Source organism: Winogradskyella jejuensis, from assembly GCF_900129745.1.
Taxonomy (GTDB): Bacteria; Bacteroidota; Bacteroidia; order Flavobacteriales; family Flavobacteriaceae; genus Winogradskyella; species Winogradskyella jejuensis.
The window spans coordinates 37019-57073 of record NZ_FQWS01000003.1 but is presented as its reverse complement, the minus strand read 5'-3'; the positions used below and the strand labels follow the sequence as shown (position 1 = coordinate 57073).

The 20055-nt window shown below is 32.5% G+C and carries 19 protein-coding genes; 15 read left to right on the top strand and 4 right to left on the bottom strand.

All coding sequences use genetic code 11. The features are described from left to right. Window position 1: 1 nt before the first annotated feature. Window positions 2-766, bottom strand: a complete 765-nt coding sequence (locus BUB95_RS13740; RefSeq protein WP_073087572.1) for a 5'-nucleotidase C-terminal domain-containing protein — start codon at window positions 764-766, stop codon at window positions 2-4. Window positions 767-837: 71 nt separating this feature from the next. Here BUB95_RS13740 and BUB95_RS13735 point away from each other — a divergent pair, with 71 nt between their 5' ends. The 15 genes from BUB95_RS13735 (at window position 838) to BUB95_RS13665 (ending at window position 16772) form a co-directional block, all read left to right on the top strand. Next, on the top strand, window positions 838-1356 hold the full coding sequence (locus BUB95_RS13735) for a DUF6913 domain-containing protein (protein ID WP_073087570.1): 519 nt from the start codon (window positions 838-840) through the stop codon (window positions 1354-1356). Then, window positions 1356-2240, top strand: a complete 885-nt coding sequence (gene dapA, locus BUB95_RS13730) for a 4-hydroxy-tetrahydrodipicolinate synthase (RefSeq protein ID WP_073087568.1) — start codon at window positions 1356-1358, stop codon at window positions 2238-2240. The genes BUB95_RS13735 and dapA overlap by 1 nt, the downstream gene beginning before the upstream one ends. A gap of 106 nt (window positions 2241-2346) precedes the next feature. Next, entirely contained in the window at window positions 2347-3144 is a 798-nt protein-coding gene (locus BUB95_RS13725; RefSeq protein WP_073087567.1) for an outer membrane protein assembly factor BamD, read from the top strand. Between the two features lie 11 nt (window positions 3145-3155). Then, window positions 3156-3485, top strand: coding sequence for a DNA-directed RNA polymerase subunit omega (locus BUB95_RS13720; protein WP_073087565.1), 330 nt, complete (start codon window positions 3156-3158; stop codon window positions 3483-3485). 8 nt (window positions 3486-3493) lie between these two features. Continuing rightward, window positions 3494-4705: a bifunctional phosphopantothenoylcysteine decarboxylase/phosphopantothenate--cysteine ligase CoaBC gene (coaBC, locus tag BUB95_RS13715; RefSeq protein WP_073087563.1), complete on the top strand. Its 1212-nt coding sequence runs from the start codon at window positions 3494-3496 to the stop codon at window positions 4703-4705. Next, window positions 4698-5585: a type IX secretion system protein PorD gene (gene porD / locus BUB95_RS13710; RefSeq protein ID WP_073087561.1), complete on the top strand. Its 888-nt coding sequence runs from the start codon at window positions 4698-4700 to the stop codon at window positions 5583-5585. Before coaBC ends, porD begins: the two co-directional genes overlap by 8 nt. 68 nt (window positions 5586-5653) lie before the next feature. Then, window positions 5654-7306 carry a DNA repair protein RecN gene (gene recN, locus BUB95_RS13705; RefSeq protein WP_073087559.1) on the top strand — a complete coding sequence of 551 codons (1653 nt, stop codon included), beginning with the start codon at window positions 5654-5656 and terminating at the stop codon, window positions 7304-7306. 48 nt (window positions 7307-7354) lie between these two features. After that, the gene (locus BUB95_RS13700; RefSeq protein ID WP_073087557.1) at window positions 7355-8173 is read left to right on the top strand and encodes an enoyl-ACP reductase FabI; all 819 of its coding nucleotides are present in this window, start codon (window positions 7355-7357) and stop codon (window positions 8171-8173) included. 86 nt (window positions 8174-8259) lie between these two features. After that, on the top strand, window positions 8260-10005 hold the full coding sequence (locus BUB95_RS13695; protein WP_073087555.1) for an FG-GAP-like repeat-containing protein: 1746 nt from the start codon (window positions 8260-8262) through the stop codon (window positions 10003-10005). 28 nt (window positions 10006-10033) lie between these two features. Next, window positions 10034-11770, top strand: a complete 1737-nt coding sequence (locus tag BUB95_RS13690; RefSeq protein WP_073087553.1) for an FG-GAP-like repeat-containing protein — start codon at window positions 10034-10036, stop codon at window positions 11768-11770. Window positions 11771-11840: 70 nt separating this feature from the next. After that, complete coding sequence (locus BUB95_RS13685; RefSeq protein ID WP_073087551.1) at window positions 11841-12845, top strand: glycosyltransferase family 2 protein; 1005 nt, start codon at window positions 11841-11843, stop codon at window positions 12843-12845. Further along, complete coding sequence (locus BUB95_RS13680; RefSeq protein WP_073087549.1) at window positions 12842-13807, top strand: YbbR-like domain-containing protein; 966 nt, start codon at window positions 12842-12844, stop codon at window positions 13805-13807. The genes BUB95_RS13685 and BUB95_RS13680 overlap by 4 nt, the downstream gene beginning before the upstream one ends. Further along, a complete protein-coding gene (coaE, locus tag BUB95_RS13675; RefSeq protein ID WP_234969275.1) occupies window positions 13804-14412 on the top strand; it encodes a dephospho-CoA kinase in 609 nt (202 codons plus the stop codon). Before BUB95_RS13680 ends, coaE begins: the two co-directional genes overlap by 4 nt. Window positions 14413-14488: 76 nt before the next feature. Continuing rightward, window positions 14489-16063 (top strand): sensor histidine kinase, encoded by a 1575-nt coding sequence (locus BUB95_RS13670; protein ID WP_073087547.1) that lies wholly within the window; start codon window positions 14489-14491, stop codon window positions 16061-16063. A gap of 4 nt (window positions 16064-16067) precedes the next feature. Further along, the gene (locus BUB95_RS13665) at window positions 16068-16772 is read left to right on the top strand and encodes a response regulator transcription factor (protein ID WP_073087545.1); all 705 of its coding nucleotides are present in this window, start codon (window positions 16068-16070) and stop codon (window positions 16770-16772) included. 27 nt (window positions 16773-16799) lie between these two features. On the opposite strand, the gene miaA is transcribed toward BUB95_RS13665, so the two are convergent. Genes miaA through BUB95_RS13650 form a run of 3 tightly spaced genes read right to left on the bottom strand, consistent with a single transcriptional unit; the run spans window position 16800 to window position 19994 of the window. After that, the gene (gene miaA / locus BUB95_RS13660; protein WP_073087543.1) at window positions 16800-17711 is read right to left on the bottom strand and encodes a tRNA (adenosine(37)-N6)-dimethylallyltransferase MiaA; all 912 of its coding nucleotides are present in this window, start codon (window positions 17709-17711) and stop codon (window positions 16800-16802) included. Next, complete coding sequence (locus BUB95_RS13655) at window positions 17704-18588, bottom strand: ion transporter (RefSeq protein WP_073087541.1); 885 nt, start codon at window positions 18586-18588, stop codon at window positions 17704-17706. The genes miaA and BUB95_RS13655 overlap by 8 nt, the downstream gene beginning before the upstream one ends. A 41-nt stretch (window positions 18589-18629) precedes the next feature. Continuing rightward, a complete protein-coding gene (locus tag BUB95_RS13650; RefSeq protein ID WP_073087539.1) occupies window positions 18630-19994 on the bottom strand; it encodes a 3'-5' exonuclease family protein in 1365 nt (454 codons plus the stop codon). Window positions 19995-20055 lie beyond the last annotated feature (61 nt).

Sequence of the window (20055 nt, the reverse complement as noted above, 5' to 3'; positions counted from 1 at the left end):
TTTAGTTGTCTTTTAATTGAATAAATCTATCATCAATAGTTGGTTGAAGCGTGTCTATCTTTTTGAAATAATCAATAAGTAGATTTCTAATTTTATATTCCAAATCGTAATGCGTACCATCTTCAGACCTCAAAAAACTCATACTATCACCACCATTGTATAAATAATCACTAGTTGCCACATAATAGGTTTTGTCGTAATCTATTTCAGTGTTATTGATTAAGGCTTCATTAATACTAAAATCTGGATTAAGACTCAATTTTAAACCCGAAATTGGATGTGCACGCCTTCTGCTTGCTAAGAAGCTTAGTAGATCTTTTGTCTGTTGTCCTTTTAACGGTGTCACTACGACAACATTATCAAAGGGCATAACTTCATAAGCCGTTCTGCTAGTTATATTCCCTTTAGAGATTATAGACCGAATACCACCGTGATTGAGTAACACGATATTAATGTTGTTACCAGTACGACTATTAAAAATAGGATTAGATAATTCTAAAACAGCATCTGCCATAAAATTACCAATGGCAGTATTGTATTCGCCATCATTTTTTGTATAAGTCTCAGCAGCATAGGCTAAAGTACTATCAAGGTCTCTATTTACCCTTTCTCTATAGGGTTTTATATAGGCTTCAATATCAGGGTTGGTTTCAAGGCTGTCGTTTATGTCTAGGCGTTTACCTTCAATTTTTGTCGTTGAATGTTCTTGTTTACAGGAAGTTGTGAGTAGTACTGCTGCAAACAAAAAAAGAAGTTTAATTTTCATCTAATAACTTATCATTAGTTAACAATAAAGTGATAGCACTTTTGTTAAATTTGCACAAAGGCTAAAGATAGATGATTTTAAAAGCATTTAAGGAAAAATCAAATCAAAAATTTGTTGATAAAACGTTATCCAATCGTAATGTAATAGCTAAATTAAAAAAGGCAGAGTCTATTGGAGTGCTTCTAAATTACTCAGAATATTGTGATTATGATGTTATAAATTCCTTTTTAGACAAACTAGATATTACGTCGGCTAAACGAAAAATTTTCACGTATATATCTGATAAGAATACAGAGCATAGCCAATGGGATAATGTCTTTACAGCTAAAGATTTTGGATGGAAAGGCAAGTTGAAAAACTCAGATTTGAAGAATTTTACAGAAACAAATTTTGATGTTTTAATTTGCTATTTTTTGGCTAATGATAACGAATTGAAGCAAATTGCAGCCATGTCTAGCGCAGATTTAAAAGTAGGAATTTCTAATACAGACGAACGTTTGTATGATTTAATCATAGATGTGGACACTAAAAACTTTGATGTTTTTAAAACCGAATTAAAAAAATATTTAACCATTTTAAATAAAATATAATGAGCAAGTTTGTAGGTACAGGAGTAGCTTTAATAACACCATTTAAAGAAGATTTGTCTATTGATTTTGAAGCCTTAACTAAGTTAGTAGAGTATAATATCTCAAACGGAATTGAATATCTCGTTATTAGCGGTACAACGGGAGAAAGTGTTACTATAACACGTGAAGAAAAGAAAGCTATAACTGCTCATATTATTAAGGTTAACAATGGTAGATTACCCTTAGTGCTTGGTATTGGAGGTAATAATACTCAAGCAGTGATTGAGGAAATCAATTCAACAGATTTGTCAGACATAGATGCTATTCTTTCTGTATCACCATATTATAGCAAACCAACTCAAGAAGGTTTATATCAACATTTCAAAGCAGTTTCAGGAGCATCACCAGTACCAATTATTGTTTACAATGTGCCTGGAAGAACTTCGAAAAACATGTTGCCTGAGACAACCTTACGTTTAGCTCGTGATTTCGACAATATTATTGCGGTAAAAGAAGCTAGTAATGATATAGGACAATACATGCAATTACTTAGAGGCAAGCCTCAAGATTTCCACATTATATCTGGAGATGATGATTTAGCTCTGGCTGTAGCTTTAGCAGGAGGTTCTGGGGTTATCTCTGTAATAGGGCAGGCGTTACCAAAAGAATTTTCTGGTATGATTAGAGATGGAATTGCTAGTAATTCTAAAAATGCTTACCAAACTCACTTCGATTTAATGTCTATTATTAGTCTCATTTTTTCTGAAAATAATCCAGCAGGAATAAAAGCTGTTTTAGAGGCAATTGGTATTAGCAAATCTTTTGTAAGATTACCACTTGTAGAAGCAACGTCAGAGTTAAAGAAATCCATACAAAATGAACTAAATAGACTAGGTAAACGTTAAACTTCTCGTAAAGTGCTTTAATGGTATTTTTAAGCATGTATTTTAGCTCAAATATTTGTTTTAAAATCCGTTATTAATCCCTACTTTTGCACACTGTTTTAAATTTATGAAGAAACTAGTTTACATTTTATTATCTGTTTTGGTGTTGAACTCATGTAGTGACTTTCAGAAGGTTATGAAGTCAGAAGACATAGCTCTAAAATATAAAACAGGTGAAGACCTTTTTAACGAAGGTAAATACAAAAAGGCTAATCGCTTATTTGAGCAGATTGTACCAAAATACAGAGGTAAACCTCAAGCCGAAAAGTTAATGTACATGCACTCCATGTGTTTTTATAAACTTGAGCAGTATTATTTGTCATCTTATAGATTTGAGCAATTTGTAAATTCTTATCCAAATAGTGAAAAAGCTGAAGAAGCCGCTTTTTTATCAGCAAAAAGCTATTATGAAGAGTCTCCAATCTATTCAAAAGATAAAGAAGAAACAGTAAAAGCTATTGAGAAAATACAGCTTTTTGTAAACTCTTATCCAGATTCTAAGTACCTTTCAGAGGCTAATGAATTGGTAAAAGAACTTGATTTTAAACTAGAAAAAAAGGCTTTTGAAATAGCCAAGCAGTATAACCGCATTTATGATTATAAAGCATCTATAAAGTCATTTAATAATTTTTTATTAGATTTCCCAGGAACAACATTAAGAGAAGATGCGTTATATTACAAGTTTAATTCAGAATATAATTTAGCTGTATTAAGTATTAAAGAGTTAAAGCAAGAACGTATAGCCATTGCTTTAGCAGACTATAACGCTTTATTGAAAGCCTTTCCGAATACAAAGTATTTAGATGAGGCGAATGATTTAAAGGAACAATTAGAAAAAGAAAAAACAAACGAGAGTAAAAGTTAATCACTATACAAATGGATTTAAAGAAGACAGACGCGCCTACTACGACGCTAACGTACAACAGAAATGAGATAGATGCTCCAACAGACAACATCTACGAAGCAATTTCTGTTATTGCAAAACGTGCAGAGCAAATTAATACTGACATCAGAAGAGAGTTAGTAGATAAACTTGAAGAGTTTGCAACTTATAACGATAGTTTAGAAGAAATCTTTGAGAACAAAGAGCAGATTGAGGTATCTAAATTTTACGAAAAATTACCTAAGCCACATGCGTTAGCAGTAAAAGAGTGGTTAGAGGATAAGATTTACCACAGAAATACTGAGGAAGATACTCAGGAATAAAACTCTAAATGTCTATTCTTAAAGACAAAAATATTTTACTTGGTGTCACTGCAGGAATTGCAGCATACAAAACAGCACACCTCGTAAGACAATTCATAAAAGCAGGTGCCAACATTAAAGTAGTGATGACACCTGCTTCTAAGGATTTTATAACGCCACTTACCCTTTCAACACTTTCAAAAAACCCAGTTCATTCTTCATTTGTTAATGAAGACGATGATAACGCTGTATGGAATAATCATGTAGAACTCGGTCTTTGGGCAGATTTATTTGTTATCGCTCCAGCGACTGCAAATACCTTATCTAAAATGGCTAATGGTACTTGCGATAATTTACTTTTAGCGACTTATCTCTCTGCAAAATGTCCAGTCTATTTTGCGCCAGCAATGGATTTGGATATGTACAAACACGAGTCTACTAAAAACTCTTTTGATAAGCTTAAGTCTTTCGGAAACATTATGATTCCTGCTACTAGTGGTGAACTAGCTAGTGGTTTAGTAGGTGAGGGTCGTATGGCAGAGCCCGAAGATATCGTTGCTTTTATTGAAGCCGATATATTGGATAAGCTTCCGCTTAGAGGTAAAAAGATTTTGATTACTGCAGGCCCAACTTATGAAGCTATAGACCCAGTAAGGTTTATTGGCAATCATTCTAGCGGAAAAATGGGTTTTGAGATTGCTAAAGCAGCGGCTAATCTTGGCGCTGAGGTAATTTTAGTCACTGGTCCTACACACGAATCAGTTTCACATTCGTTGATTAATACTGTGCCAGTAGTTAGTGCACAAGAGATGTATGATGCTGTGCATAACTATTTCTCCTCTTCTGATATTGCAATTATGTCTGCTGCTGTTGCAGATTACAGGCCTAAAGAAATTGCTAATCAGAAAATAAAAAAGGCAGAATCATCGTTTAAAGTAGAGTTAGAAAAAACAAAGGATATTCTAAAATCTCTTGGAGAGCAGAAAGCACACCAGTTTCTTGTAGGTTTTGCTTTAGAGACCAATAATGAGTTAGAGCACGCTAAGGGAAAGTTGAAGAAAAAGAATTTAGATTTGATTGTTCTTAATTCATTAAGAGACAAAGGAGCTGGTTTTGGTGTATCAACAAATAAAGTTACATTTATAACCAAATCTAACGAGGTTATAGCAAACGAATTAAAGTCAAAGGCAGATGTTGCTAAAGACTTAATGCAACAAATACTAAAGCAGATAAATGCGTAAACATTTTTTTATACTCTTTCTTTTAATTTCTACACTAGGAATAGCTCAAGAATTAAACTGTGTTGTTACAGTTGTCGCTCAACAAACTGGTAACGATAATAATGTAGTTTTTAAAACACTTGAGCGTCAACTCACTGAGTTTATAAATAATACCCAATGGACAAATAAGAAGTTTAAAGTCCAAGAACGTATTAACTGTAGCATGGTTATTAATGTTCAGAATTATAACAATGATGCGTTTTCAGCAACGCTACAAATACAATCTTCAAGACCAGTTTTTGGTTCTACATATAGTACACCTGTATACACGTTTAATGATAGAGAGTTTCAGTTTCAGTATTTAGAGTTTCAAAATTTAGTATTTAATCCTAACCAATTTGAATCTAATTTAATTTCTGTACTATCATTTCATATTTATATGATTTTAGGTATGGATGCCGATACGTTTGCGCCTAATGGTGGTGATGAATATTACAGACAAGCACAAACTATTGTAAACTATTCTGCAGGCTCTGGTGGACCAGGTTGGAAGCTAGAAGATGGCTTACAATCTCGTTTTGCTTTAATAGATAATATATTATCTCCTACATACAAAGAATTTAGAAGTGCGATGTACTCCTATCACAGAGATGGTATGGATTTAATGCACAAAAACCTAAATGAAGGTAAGAAAGAGATTTCTACATCTGTACTAGAATTACAGAAGATGCATTCTAGAAGACCAAATTCTTTTTTAATGCGCGTGTTTTTTGACTCTAAAGCCAATGAAGTTGCTAGTATTTTTAGCGGAGGACCTCAAATCGGTATCACTAGTTTAGTCAATGCACTTAATAAAATTGCACCTATTCACGCTTCTAAGTGGAAAAAGATAAAATTCTAAATTTTACGTTTTCATTTTCATTTTCTAAATCTCAAAGTGTAGCTTTGTAGATATTAAAACGTAGTTTTTTGTTAACCTCTTTAAGCATATCTAATTTTGCATTAATTGATGCGCTTGACATCAATTTTAACAGTGGTTTTTCCATTATCACGGGAGAGACAGGCGCTGGTAAATCTATTCTTCTTGGAGGTTTGTCTTTGGTCTTGGGGAAACGTGCAGACTCAAGTCAGATAAAAGATAAGTCTAAGAAATGTGTTATTGAAGCTATTTTCGATATAGCCAATTACGATTTAAAGACTGTTTTTGCTAATGATGATTTAGATTATGACCCGCAAACTATAATACGACGAGAGATATTGCCTTCGGGTAAGTCTAGAGCTTTCGTAAACGATACACCTGTAACACTAGATAGCTTAAATCGTTTGAGTGCACATCTTTTAGATATTCATTCTCAACACCAAACACTTCAGTTAGTTGATGATGCATTTCAGTTTAAAGTAATAGACGCTTTAGCTAAAAATGAATCCTTATTAAGTAGTTACAAATCTGAATTATCTAATTACAAAAGTTTGCAAAAGCAACTTCAGCAATTACAAGAAGAATTAATTGAAGCGAAGAAAGAGTACGACTATAATGTTTTTCTTCTTAACGAATTAGAAGAAGCCCAATTAAAAGAAGGTGAGTTAGAGGAATTGGAGTCTACTTATGAGCAATTGAGTAACGTAGAATCTATAAATGAAGTTATTAGTTACTCAAAAGCCATATTAGAAGCCGAAGATTTAGGTGTCATAGAACGATTAAATGATATTAAAAGACAGTTGTCTAGCATTAGCGCTTTTGGAAAGCAATATGCTCAGATAGAGTCTCGTATCGAGAGCGCAACTATCGAGTTAGACGATATCTTAGTTGAACTAGATAACTTAGAAGGTCAGTTATCTTCAGATCCGCAAGAATTAGATGAGGTGAATACCAAACTGCAAATCATTAATAATTTGCTTCAAAAACATTCGGTTTCTGAGATTGTAGAATTATTAGAAATAAAAGAGAACCTTTCAAAAAAAGTAGATGCTTCAGAAAATTTGGATTCTGATATTTCTGAAATCAAGCAAAACATAGAAAATTCTGAGATTAAACTTAATGATATAGCCTTAGAGCTAAGTAATAATAGGGAGCAGGCAATTCCGGGATTTGTGTCAAATCTCGAATCAATTTTAGCACAATTGGGTATGCCAAATGCCAAGTTTGATATAAGACTTGATGCTGAACAAGATTTTAAATACAACGGTAAGGATAACCTTCAATTTTTATTTAGAGCTAATAAAGGTGGCGAATTTACAGACTTAAAGAAATCTGCATCTGGCGGAGAATTATCTCGTATAATGCTAGCCGTAAAGTCAATTTTGGCAAATTATGTAAAGTTGCCAACACTAATGTTCGATGAGATAGATACTGGTGTTTCAGGTGAGATTTCTGATAAGATGGGTAATATCATGAAGCAAATGAGTAAAAATATGCAGGTCTTTTCTATTACACATTTACCGCAAATTGCTTCAAAAGGAAATTGGCATTATAAGGTTTTTAAAACCGATAAAAATGAAGTCACTCAAACGAATATGAAGTTACTCACCCAAGACGAACGAATTGTAGAATTAGCTCAAATGTTGGGAGGTTCAAATGTTACAGAATCTGCTATTGCACATGCTAAGCAGTTATTGAATTAATAGTATATTTGAAAATTATAAAAACGATATAAACCAACATAATCAATTATGTCACATAACTTATTAAAAGGAAAAAAAGGAATCATTTTTGGAGCATTAGATCCAAATTCTATTGCTTGGAAAACAGCAGAACGTGTTCATGAAGAAGGAGGAGAATTTGTGCTTACCAACGCACCAATTGCTATGCGTATGGGACAAATTAATGATTTAGCAGAAAAGACAGGTTCTCAAATTATACCTGCTGATGCAACCTCAGAAGAAGATTTACAAAATCTAGTAGAGAAATCTATGGAAATTCTTGGAGGAAAAATTGATTTTGTTTTGCATTCTATAGGAATGTCGGTTAATGTGCGTAAAGGAAGAGCTTACACAGACCAAAAATACGATTGGACACAAAAGGGAACAGATGTTTCAGCAATGTCTTTTCATAAAGTGATGCAGACCTTATACAAGGCTGATGCTATGAATGAGTGGGGTAGTATTGTAGCTCTTACTTATATGGCTGCACAACGTGTTTTTCCAGATTATAACGATATGGCGGATAATAAAGCCTATTTGGAAAGTATTGCGCGTAGTTTTGGATACTTTTTTGGTAGAGATAAAAAAGTTCGTGTTAATACCATTTCTCAATCACCAACACCGACAACTGCAGGGCAAGGTGTAAAAGGTTTTGATGGATTTATTTCTTATGCGGAAAAAATGTCACCTCTAGGCAATGCAACTGCGTTAGACTGTGCAAATTATACAATTACTTTATTTAGCGATTTAACTAAGCGTGTAACTTTGCAAAACTTGTACAACGACGGCGGATTCAGTAATATGGGTGTGAGTGATGCGGTAATGGATGCTTTTGTGGAGAAAGAATAGTTTTCAAAAATTTATATTATGAAAAACCGTTGTAGTTATTACAATGGTTTTTTTATTATTTTTAGAGCCAACCAACGTTATTTTTTATGTTAAAGACATTGTCTTTTTCTCTTAGTATAGCCTTTTTTTGTAGTGTTGCTTATGGGCAAGTTCTATACGAAGATAGAGCATCCGTACTAGGGATATTATCTAATACAGGTACTACTGTTTTTGGTGGTTCTGGTGTAAGTTTTGTTGATTATAACAATGATGGTTTTGACGATATTACATTGGCAACTGGCGATAACACACCGGTAAGATTCTATAAAAACCTTGACGGGACGTTCTTTACGGAAGAAAACTTACTACCAGTAACAGGTAACTACAATTACAAAACTAGAAGTATTACGTGGGTAGATTATGACAATGATGGAGATAAAGATTTATTTCTAACAAGTGATACAGATGGCAACAGACTATTTAATAAACAATCTACAGGATTAGTTGATGTTACATTATTTGCTGGTTTTCCAATTGACAATATACACACGTATGGTGCTTCATGGGGCGATATAGACAATGATGGCTGCCTTGATGTATATCTATCAAACAGAATAGGAGGAACATCAATTACTAATTATTTTTTTAAGAATAATTGCGATGGGACTTTCTCAAATCTTACTGACGTTGTTGGTTTAACAAACGAACCCGCACTTACATTTTGTTCTGCTTTTTTTGATTTTAATAATGATGGGTATCAAGATTTGTATGTCGCAAACGACAAGTTTAAACCTAATTATTTATACAAGAACAATGGCGATGGAACATTTACCGATGTTAGCGCATCTTCTGGTACTGGAATTGTTGTAGACGCTATGTCCGTCACAGTAGATGACTATAATAATGATGGTTATTTTGATGTTTTTATTACTAACACACCAAACTCCATAAGCACACCAACACTTGGTAGTGTATTATTAAAAAATAATGGAGATGAGACATTTACGGATGTTTCAATAAGCACAGGAGTAAGTTTAGATAGTTTTTCTTGGGGCTCAAGTTTTTTAGACTCTGAAAATGATGGCGATTTAGATATCTACGTGAATTGTCAGTACACATCATCAGATGCATTAGATTCATATGCCTTTTTTAAGAATGATGCCTATACTTTTTCTCAGCCTACAAACGTAGGTTTCACTACTAATGACCATAAAAGTTATTCTTGTGCAATTGGGGATTATAATAATGATGGAAAACTTGATATCATAAGTAATAATGATGACAATACTTTGCCGTCTTTATGGACAGATACATCTGTTTTTAATACTAATAATTATTTGTCAATAGCGCTTGAAGGTAATATGAGTAACAAAGACGGTATAGGATCAATTATAGAAATATCTATTGGAGGAAATAAACAATATAGAACTGTTCTTGGAGGTGAAGGTTACATGGCTCAGAATTCATTAACAGCTCATTTTGGAGTTGGAGGAGCAACGACTATAGATTCTGTTAAAGTAAAATGGTTAAGTGGATTAGAAGACATATTGTATAATGTAAGTGTCAATCAAAAACTTTCTATAGTTGAAGGAACTGCATTGTCTACAACTGATTTTGATGCAGTATCGTCACTTAATTATTATCCAAACCCTGCAAAAGACTTTTTAAAGCTAGAATCAAGTCAAGAGATAGAGCGTATAATTATTTTTGATGCTTTAGGTAAGCAAGTCTTGCAAGATTTTCCTATGGATAAAGAATTTGATATTGAATTATCAATTCTTCGGCGAGGACATTATTTTATGAGAGTCTTTCAGAAGAGTGATGTAAAAACAATTAAAGTAGTAAAGCTATAATTGCCTAAATTTGTGTTTTAATCTTTTCATGAGACATTTACTCTTTATTTTATTTGGATTTTGCTGTAATATAGTTACTGCTCAAATTGATTTTCAGAATCAAGCAAGTACGTTAGGATTTAATTCTCATACTGGACCTACTATTTTTGGTGGTTCAGGAGTTAGTTTTGTGGATTATAATGGTGATGGTTTTGATGACATAACATTGACAAGAACAGATAATTCCACGGTTTCATTTTATAAAAATATTGACGGTGTTTTTTTTCAATTAGAAGATTTGCTACCATCATCTGGGAATTATGAATACAGAACAAGAAACGCAACTTGGATTGATTATGATAACGATGGCGATAAAGACTTATTTCTAACAAGTGATACGGATGGGAATAGATTGTTTCAGAATCAAAGTGGCTCCTTAGTAGATGTTACAATACAGGCAGGTCTTCCAACAGATAACGTATTCACCTTTGGCGCTTCATGGGGAGATTTTAATAATGATGGCTGTCTCGACGTGTATCTCTCTAACAGGAGTTTAGGCACCTTAATCACTAATTATTTATTTATGAATAATTGTGATGGGACATTTACCGATGCTACAAACTCATCTGGTGTTTCTGCTGGTTCTGTTTGGTCATTTTGTTCTGCTTTTTTTGATTTTAATAATGATGGATATCAAGACATATATATAGCTAATGATAAAACAACTCCAAATTATCTATTTAAAAATAATGGTGACGGTACTTTTAGTGATGTAAGTGTAGCTTCAGGTACCGATATTGTTGTTGGAGCCATGAGTGTAACCGTTGATGATTATGATTCTGATGGGTATTTTGACATATTTGTTACTAATTCACCAAATGGAGCTGGATACGATGCTCCAGGAACTGTTCTTCTTAAGAATAATGGTGATGAAACTTTTTCTAACGTTACTACCTCGACACAAACAAGTTTAGTTACGTTTAGTTGGGGATCTAATTTCTTAGATGCTGATAATGATGGAGATTTAGATTTATATATTAATTCTCAATACACCTCTTCAGATAGCTTTCCCTCTTATGGGTTTTATATAAATAATAATCTAGGTAGTTTTTCTTTATCAAATTCTTCAGGATTTACAACTAATGATTATAATAGTTACTCATCTGCAATAGGCGATTATAATAATGATGGGAAGTTAGAAATTATAAGTAATAATGGTAATAGTCAAAACCCCTCTTTTTGGGAAAATATGGACTTTTCTACAAATAATTACTTATCAATAGCGCTTGAAGGTAATATGAGTAACAAAGACGGTATAGGCTCAATTATAGAAATATCTATTGGAGGAAGCAAGCAATATAGAACGCTCCTTGGTGGTGAAAGTTATATGGCTCAAAACTCATTCACAGAACATTTTGGCGTAGGTACAGCTACTACAGTTGATTATGTTAAGGTAAAATGGTTGAGTGGATTAGAAGACATATTATATAATGTGAGTGTCAATCAAAAACTTTCAGTAGTTGAAGGAACTGCATTATCTACATATGATTTTGATGATGTATCCTTATCGTATTATCCTAATCCAGTTAAAAATACCTTAACAATCAATGCGCAACAAAATGTTGAAAATATTACAATGTATAATATGCTAGGTCAAGAAGTAATAAGATCATTTCCAAATTCTGTTGATACAGAAGTAGATATGTCTAGCTTATTTCCCGGTACATATTTTGTTAAAGTATCTATCCAAGGTAATACTAAAACAATAAGAGTTATAAAGCAATAAACTAAATTTTATTAAAACAAAAGCCGCCTGAAAAGGCGGTTTTTTTTATGCACAATACTTACATTTGTGTATGGAGCAATTAAGCTATTCATTTATAATTCCTGTATTTAATAGACCTAATGAGATTGAAGAGCTTTTAGAAAGTTTTTCAAATCTTGCAGGAAATTTTAAATACGAAATTGTCATTGTAGAAGATGGCTCGTCTCAAACTTCAGAGGCAGTAGTAAATACGTATAAGTCAAAGCTTAATATTTCATACTATTTTAAAGCCAATTCTGGTCCGGGAGATTCTCGTAATTATGGAATGCAAAAAGCTAAAGGCAATTATTTTATTATTTTAGATTCAGACGTTATACTACCTTCAGAATATTTGGTTGAGGTTGATATTTTTCTTAAGGCTTCTTTTTTTCATTGTTTTGGTGGTCCTGATGCTGCACACCAATCTTTCAGTAGGCTTCAAAAGGCCATTAACTTTGCAATGACTTCTTTTTTTACAACAGGAGGAATACGTGGAGGAGATGATAGCCAAAAAGACTTTCAACCACGAAGTTTTAATTTAGGACTTTCCAAAGAAGCTTTTGAAGCTAGTAAGGGATTTGGAAAAATTCATCCCGGAGAAGACCCAGATTTAGTATTACGCTTATGGGATTTAGATTATAAAACAACACTTATAAAAAAGGCGTTTGTTTATCATAAGAGAAGAATATCATGGCAAAAGTTTTATAAGCAAGTCAATAAGTTTGGAATGGTAAGGCCTATATTAAATAAGTGGCATCCAAATTCAAAGAAAATCACATACTGGTTTCCTTCCTTATTTATCATTGGTTTCTTGTTTGCTTTAATTGCAGCTTTTCTCGGTATATATTATCCCTTAATTATTTACGCTACTTATTTCTTGGTAATATTTATAAGCGCACTTATCTCAACTAAAAGTTTAAATATAGCTTTAATGTCTTTAATTGCGGTTTGTATTCAGTTTTATGGATACGGAACAGGTTTTTTACATTCTACACTAAAACTATGGTCAACAAATAAGAAAGCTGAAAGTATTTTTCCTAATTTGTTTTTTAAATGAAAAAACAAGTCCTAAACATCGGTTTTATAAAGTTTAAGAAGCGAAACGTTAAGCTGTTTGGTTTTTTTTTAATTGCTGCATTTTTCTTCCTGATGTTATCAAAACTCTCACAGACTTACACCCAAGAAATAAACTTAGATGTTGAACTTTATAATTTAGAGGATGAAATTGTTGTTTTAAATGATACACTGTATAACGGAAAAGTAACGGTATCTGCAAAAGGTTTTAATCTACTACAATACATTTTTAGTAACTCAAAGAAAATTAAGATTGATGCTCAACAGGAAGCCTTTAAAAGTAAAAAACAAATTTTATGGGATTTACGGAGTAATAGATATCAGTTAAAGGAAGTTCTTGGAAATACTCTAGAAATCCTAAGTGTTAGTCCAGATACGATAAAGTTTGATTACGATGTCTTGTCTTACAAAATGGTGCCTATACAACTGGTTAAAGATGTAACATATGCCTCAGGTTATGACGTGGTTAATACTATAAGATTATCTCAAGATTCAGTAAAAATTATTGGTTCAAAACAAGCGATAGATACTATTAATTATGTGACAACTAAAGCTGTAGTTCTTAAGGATGTTAAGTCAGACATACTTAAATCTACTGGATTTGTTACTAACAATACCAGTATTGATATAGTGCCAAAACAAGTAGATGTTAATGGTGAAGTGAAACGTTTTACTGAAGGAAAGATTTCTATACCCGTAAAATTAATAAATGCTCCAATTGGCAAAACCGTCAATTTTTTTCCAAAGCAAGTAGATTTAGTATATTATGTAGATATAGATAGTTTTAAAGGGATTAAACCCGAGGATTTTCAAGTAGTATGCGACTTTAGTAACTTCAAAAATTCGAATACTAAAAGTTTTGATTTAGAAATCTCTAAGGCTCCAAAACAAGTAAAAAGAAGTCGATTACTTCAGGATAAAATAGAATTTGTCTTATCAGAATGAACCATAATTCAGAGAATATAGTTATTGTAGGTATTACTGGTGGCATAGGCAGCGGTAAAACAACAGTTTCTAAATTTTTTAAAGCGCTTAATGTTCCGGTTTATCATGCAGATGTAGAAGCGAAGGTTTTAATGAATCGTTCTAAAGTCATCAAAAGAAAACTAATCAAACTCTTTGGTGAGCAAGCTTATTTAGAGGACAAACTCAATCGGCCATATTTGCGAGAGCAAATATTTAAGGATAAATCTCTACTTGAAAAAATGAACGGTATCGTTCACCCAAAAGTAGGTGCTCACTTTAAACGATGGATTAAAAAACAAGACTCGCCATATATTCTTAAAGAGGTAGCTATAATTTTTGAAAATAACTTGGAGCATCAGTACGATTATATTATTACTGTTGTTGCAGACCAAGAAGAGCGTATAAAGCGAGTTATGAAACGTGATAATATTTCAAAATCTTCGGTACTTTCAATAATAAAAAATCAACTATCTGATAAAGAAAAGATTGAAAAATCTGATTTTGTAATCCATAACAATGATTTAGAAGATACTAAATCTCAAGTTTATATTATTCATAAACAGTTGATTTCCAAGATTAAATAAGTCAAATTTTAACATTTGTGTTAATGTAAGGTTAAACACAATTTGGGCTAAATGTTAAAATGTTAAATTTGACTCGATGAACAAAAAGCTTTTCGTGTTATTGGTGGTGTTAATGAGCTTATCGCTTATTGGTATTATTTTCGTTCAATCATTTTTTATTAATAAAAGTTTAGAAAACGAACGTCAGCAGTTTTCACTAAATGTAAAACGTGCTTTGAGTTTTGTATCTAAGCAAATTGATGATTATGAGTATCGTAATTATTTAGATAAGTTACAACCATATTTAAATAATAACAGATTACCAGATTCAACAGCCGTACAGCGTTTATTTGTAGCTTTTGATGACGAACAAAATGACCAAACTATAGTCCACCAAAACATAGTTTTAGAAGAGCGTTACAGAATACCATCTTTGTTCTTTGAAATTGATGCAGACAGTACAGATTTTAGTAAATATACTAATGAAAGAATTACTGAAGTTTATAAAAAGTCCTCGTTAGACAAAGGCTCTTTAGAGCGTGTGTCGCAGATTAAAGAAATTGACGATATGAATGATGAAGCAAAAAGTTTTCTCTATCGTGATTCTTTTAAAGATTTAATAAGCTCTATTGATTACCCCATATATAAAAGAGTAAGTCCAGAGTTGATTGAAACTTTTATCGACAAAAACTTGAAAAACGAAGGTGTAGAGATAGATTTTGAATACGCTATTTACGACGACGATTTATCTACTAAAATTAGGACTGAAAATTTTGAAAAAACAACAAATTCCTACGGAGTACCTGTTTTTTTAGATAACAACGATGAGAGTTCTTTTGATTTATGGGTAGATTTCCCAGAAAGAAATAAATTTCTTTTATCGACAATCCTTTGGATGATTGTGCTGTCTATAATCTTTACAAGCGTTATTATCATTGCCTACACAAGTGCCATATATCAATTAATAAAACAGCGTCAAATTTCACAGATTAAAACGGATTTTATTAATAACATGACGCACGAGTTTAAAACACCAATCGCAACAATTAATCTAGCATTAGATTCAATAAGGAATCCCAAGATTATTGATGATAAGGAGAAAGTATTGCGATACTTAGGTATGATAAAAGACGAGAATAAACGTATGCATGCTCAAGTAGAGAATGTACTAAGAATATCTAAGCTCGAAAAAAATGAGCTTAATATTAGTAAGGAACGTCTAAAGCTTCACGACTTAGTTGAAGATGCAGTAACGCATGTGCAGCTCATAGTTGAGGATAGAAAAGGATATATAAAACTGCATCTTGGTGCCGCAAAGTCATCAGTATTAGCAAACGAAACACATTTTACAAATGTGATTGTAAATATTTTAGATAACGCTATAAAATATTCTGATAAAGCACCAAAAATTGATGTTTACACAGAAAATATAGCAAATAATGTGTTGCTAAAAATATCAGACCAAGGCAACGGTATGTCTAAACAAGTTCAGAAACGTGTGTTCGAAAAATTTTACAGAGAACATACAGGTAATGTGCACAATGTAAAAGGTCACGGCTTAGGCTTGGCTTACGTAAAACGAATAATAGATGACCATCAAGGTCACATATCAGTAGAAAGTGAAAAAGGAAAGGGTAGCACCTTTATAATTAGGCTACCATTAATATCATAATATTATGGAAGAACAAAATAAGAAAATACTTTTAGTAGAAGACGATCCAAATTTTGGAACAGTACTCAAAGATTATTTAATCATGAACGATTTTGATGTTGTTCATGCTAAAAACGGTATGGAAGGTTTTGAGAAATTTAAAAAGGACGACTACGACCTTTGTATTCTTGATGTTATGATGCCTTACAAAGACGGATTTACTTTAGCTAAAGAAATTAGAGAGAAAAACACAGACGTTCCTATTGTCTTCTTAACGGCTAAAGCAATGAAGGAAGATGTTCTTAAGGGATACAAAGTAGGAGCAGATGACTATCTTAACAAACCTTTTGATAGCGAAGTTCTTCTCATGAAAATTAAAGCTATCATGCAGCGTAAAGCTACAGATAGTGTAGCAGATAGCAAGCAGTTTGAATTTGTTATTGGTAAATTCCACTTAAACTCAAAGTTACGTTTCTTATCTTTTGATGGAGGTGACCCAGAAAAATTATCTCCGAAAGAGAATGAATTACTAAGATTATTGGCGCTTCATGAAAATGATTTAATGCCAAGAGAATTGGCCTTAACAAAGATTTGGAGAGATGATAATTACTTTACATCTCGAAGTATGGATGTTTATATTGCAAAACTTCGTAAGTATTTAAAACCAGACCCAAATGTTGAAATTCTCAATATTCATGGTGAAGGATTTAGATTAGTAATCAACAAATAGAATAACCATATATATTTAAAAAGCCAGCTAATTAGCTGGCTTTTTTGTTTCAATATGATTAATTACTTTTTCTAAATCAGTTTTATAGTCGAACCAAGTAATCGTCTCATCTTTTCTATACCATGTTAATTGCCGTTTGGCAAAACGTCTTGTGTTCTTTTTTATTTCAGAAATGGCAAAATCCATAGTCAATTCCCCATCAAAATAGTTAAATAACTCTTTATAGCCCACCGTATTTAAAGCGTTTAGATGTCTATAGGGAATTAAAGATTCTACTTCTTTTATCAATCCATTTTCAACCATAATACCTACACGCTTATTTATTCGCTCGTAAATAATTTCTCTATCCGCTATAATCCCAATTTGTATGGTTTTAAAAGAGCGTGAAGGTTTTTTCTTGTTTAAGAAACTAGAATAGGGTTTGCCGGTTCCGATACATATTTCTAAAGCTCTAATTAGCCGTTGCGGATTATCAATAGCTATAGTTTTATATGCCTTTTCGTCTAGCTGTTTTAATTGAATTTGGAGTGGTTCTATACCTTTAGATTCTAACTTAGAAATAAGTTCTTCTCTGATATGTTTTGGTAGATTTGGGAATTCGTCTAATCCATTGATAACAGCATTACTGTATAAACCTGAGCCTCCAACCATAACAACGATATCATAAGATTGAAATAGAAAGTTTAGCTTTGCTATGGCATCTTTTTCAAACTGTCCTACGTTGTAGGGCTCTTTAATTGAAATATGCTGGATGAAATGGTGTTTAGCAGCCTTAAGTTCATCTTTTGAGGGTACAGCAGTTCCTATAGACATTTCTTTGAAAAACTGTCTGGAATCAGAAGAAATGATTTCAGTATTAAAATGGTTTGCAAGTTCTATACTAAGGGCAGTTTTACCGATACCAGTTGGTCCTACGATAGAAATAAGTGTTTTATTCATGATGAAGGACTTCCCCACATTTATAACAAAATTCAGCACCGTCGATGTGCTTTTCAGCCAAACAAGATGAGCAGCTTTGTGTATTTAAAGGTACAATCTTAAGTTCAGGATTGTCTTTGTCCGTAACTTCTTTAGATTTATTATGAGTCTTATTTGATGCCTTTGCATATTCAGCAGACACAATTCCGGTAGGGACGGCTATTATTCCATAACCTAAGACCATAATTATAGTGGTGATAAATTGTCCTAGCGGCGTCTGTGGGGCAATATCACCAAATCCAACTGTCGTTAAAGTAACGATACACCAATACACACTTTTAGGAATATTTGTAAAACCATTGGCTTCGCCTTCAACTAAATACATAATGGTTCCAAACACTACGGAAGATACCATAACTGCAAATAAAAAGACTAAAATCTTAATTCGACTTGCAATAATAGAATCCTTAAGTTGATTCGAAGCACCTAAATATCTAGCTAACTTTAATATTCTAAAAACTCTGAGTAATCGGAGTGCTCTTAAGGTTATTAACGCTTGTGCTCCTCCTGCAAAAAAGAATGCTAGATACATAGGAATTGTAGATAAGAAGTCTATAATTCCGAAAAAACTAAAAACATATCTTAATGGCTTTTTTACACTAATAAGTCTTAAAATATATTCTATACTAAAAAGAATGGTTATTATCCATTCTCCAATGTAAAGCGTATTGTGATACTTCTCGTCAATTGAGTTAACACTCTCTAGCATAACTAAAATTATGCTTAGGATAATTAATATGAGTAAGAAGACATCAAATAATTTACCAGAAGGTGTATCAGCTTCGTAAATGATTTCATGAAGTTTTGTACGCCAATTATGTTTATTTGTTGCTTCCACGATTTAAAAGTACAAAAAGAAAAAGTTTCGAGTCAAAAAAATTAGAAGGATATAATTTTCAATCTTTTTTTATACCGTCTTACATAGCTTTGAATGATGTGCTGATTATCTCTGTTGTTGGTCATTGGTGTTATTAAAGATAATAGAACGTCTTTATTATTAATTTGATGATTTAAATCAAAAAATCCAAGACCTTTAAAAACACCATCTTCAACCACTACAACGCTTTTTTCGTCAATGTACCTACCTCTGTCAATAATCAACATGTTTTTATTTTCGTAGGAATGAAGTTCTACTAAAGCATTAACTTTTGTGTTGTATGAATCAACGGGTTCTTCTAAAACACAAGCGCCGTGGCATTCTTTTACCTCATACTTAAAACAACTTGTATTAGTCTTGTAAAGTCCTAGCAGTTTTTCGCATAATTCATACTGTTCAGAAATATTTTGCATAAAGCTTTTAGCACTTTGTCTGTTAGAAAAGGTGGTTATTGAGCGTTCTTCTCTAGTGGCTTTATCTATTCTTAGATTAATGTAGCCGTTTGTATCTTTAAACTGATATAGTGCATGCGTAAAAATAGTTTTTCGAAGTGCTCTATTGAGAATAGGTTTGTTTTTCTTGATTTCCTCACTTTCTTTTAACAGGGCTACAAGCTCACTTCCAGTTCTTTCATAAGTGACGCTATGAACTAAAGTTTGAATCTTCTTTGATTTAGAATTTGTACCCGTAAAGTGCTGTGTAATGCGTTTCTTTATATTATTGCTCTTTCCGATGTAGATGATTTCACCTATCTCATTATGAATGTAATAGACACCGGTTTCGGTTGGAAGTTCCTCTATAATTGCCCTTAGATTTGAAGCAATTTTAGACTTTTGTTCTGTTTTTACAGATTGTTTTATTATTTGCTTTTTAAGGTCTTTATTTAGGAGCATCTTAAAGAGCTTAACAGTCGCTGTTGCATCTCCATCAGCACGGTGTCTATCACTAATAGCTATACCTAAAGAACGCGTTAGTTTACCTAAACTGTAAGATGGCATATCTGGAATCAACTGTTTGGAAAGCTCAACAGTGCAGAGGGTTTGTCTTTTAAAAGGAAAACCAAGTCGTTTAAATTCTGTTTTTAGAATACGGTAATCGAATGACGAATTATGGGCAACTATTATACAATCATCTGTAATTTCTACAATCCGTTTTGCTACCTCATAGAACTTTGGTGCATTTCGTAGCATTTTGGAATTAATTCCTGTAAGATTGACTACAAAAGGTTGGATTTCGCGTTCTGGATTTATAAGACTTATAAATTGGTCAACAATTTCGTGACCATCGTACTTATATATAGCAATCTCGGTAATGCCTTCTTCATTGAACTTTCCACCAGTGGTTTCTATGTCTAGTATTGCGTAAATGTTGTCTTTAGTAATTTTTTATTAAAGATGAAATATAGGTGTATTTACACTAAATATCAAG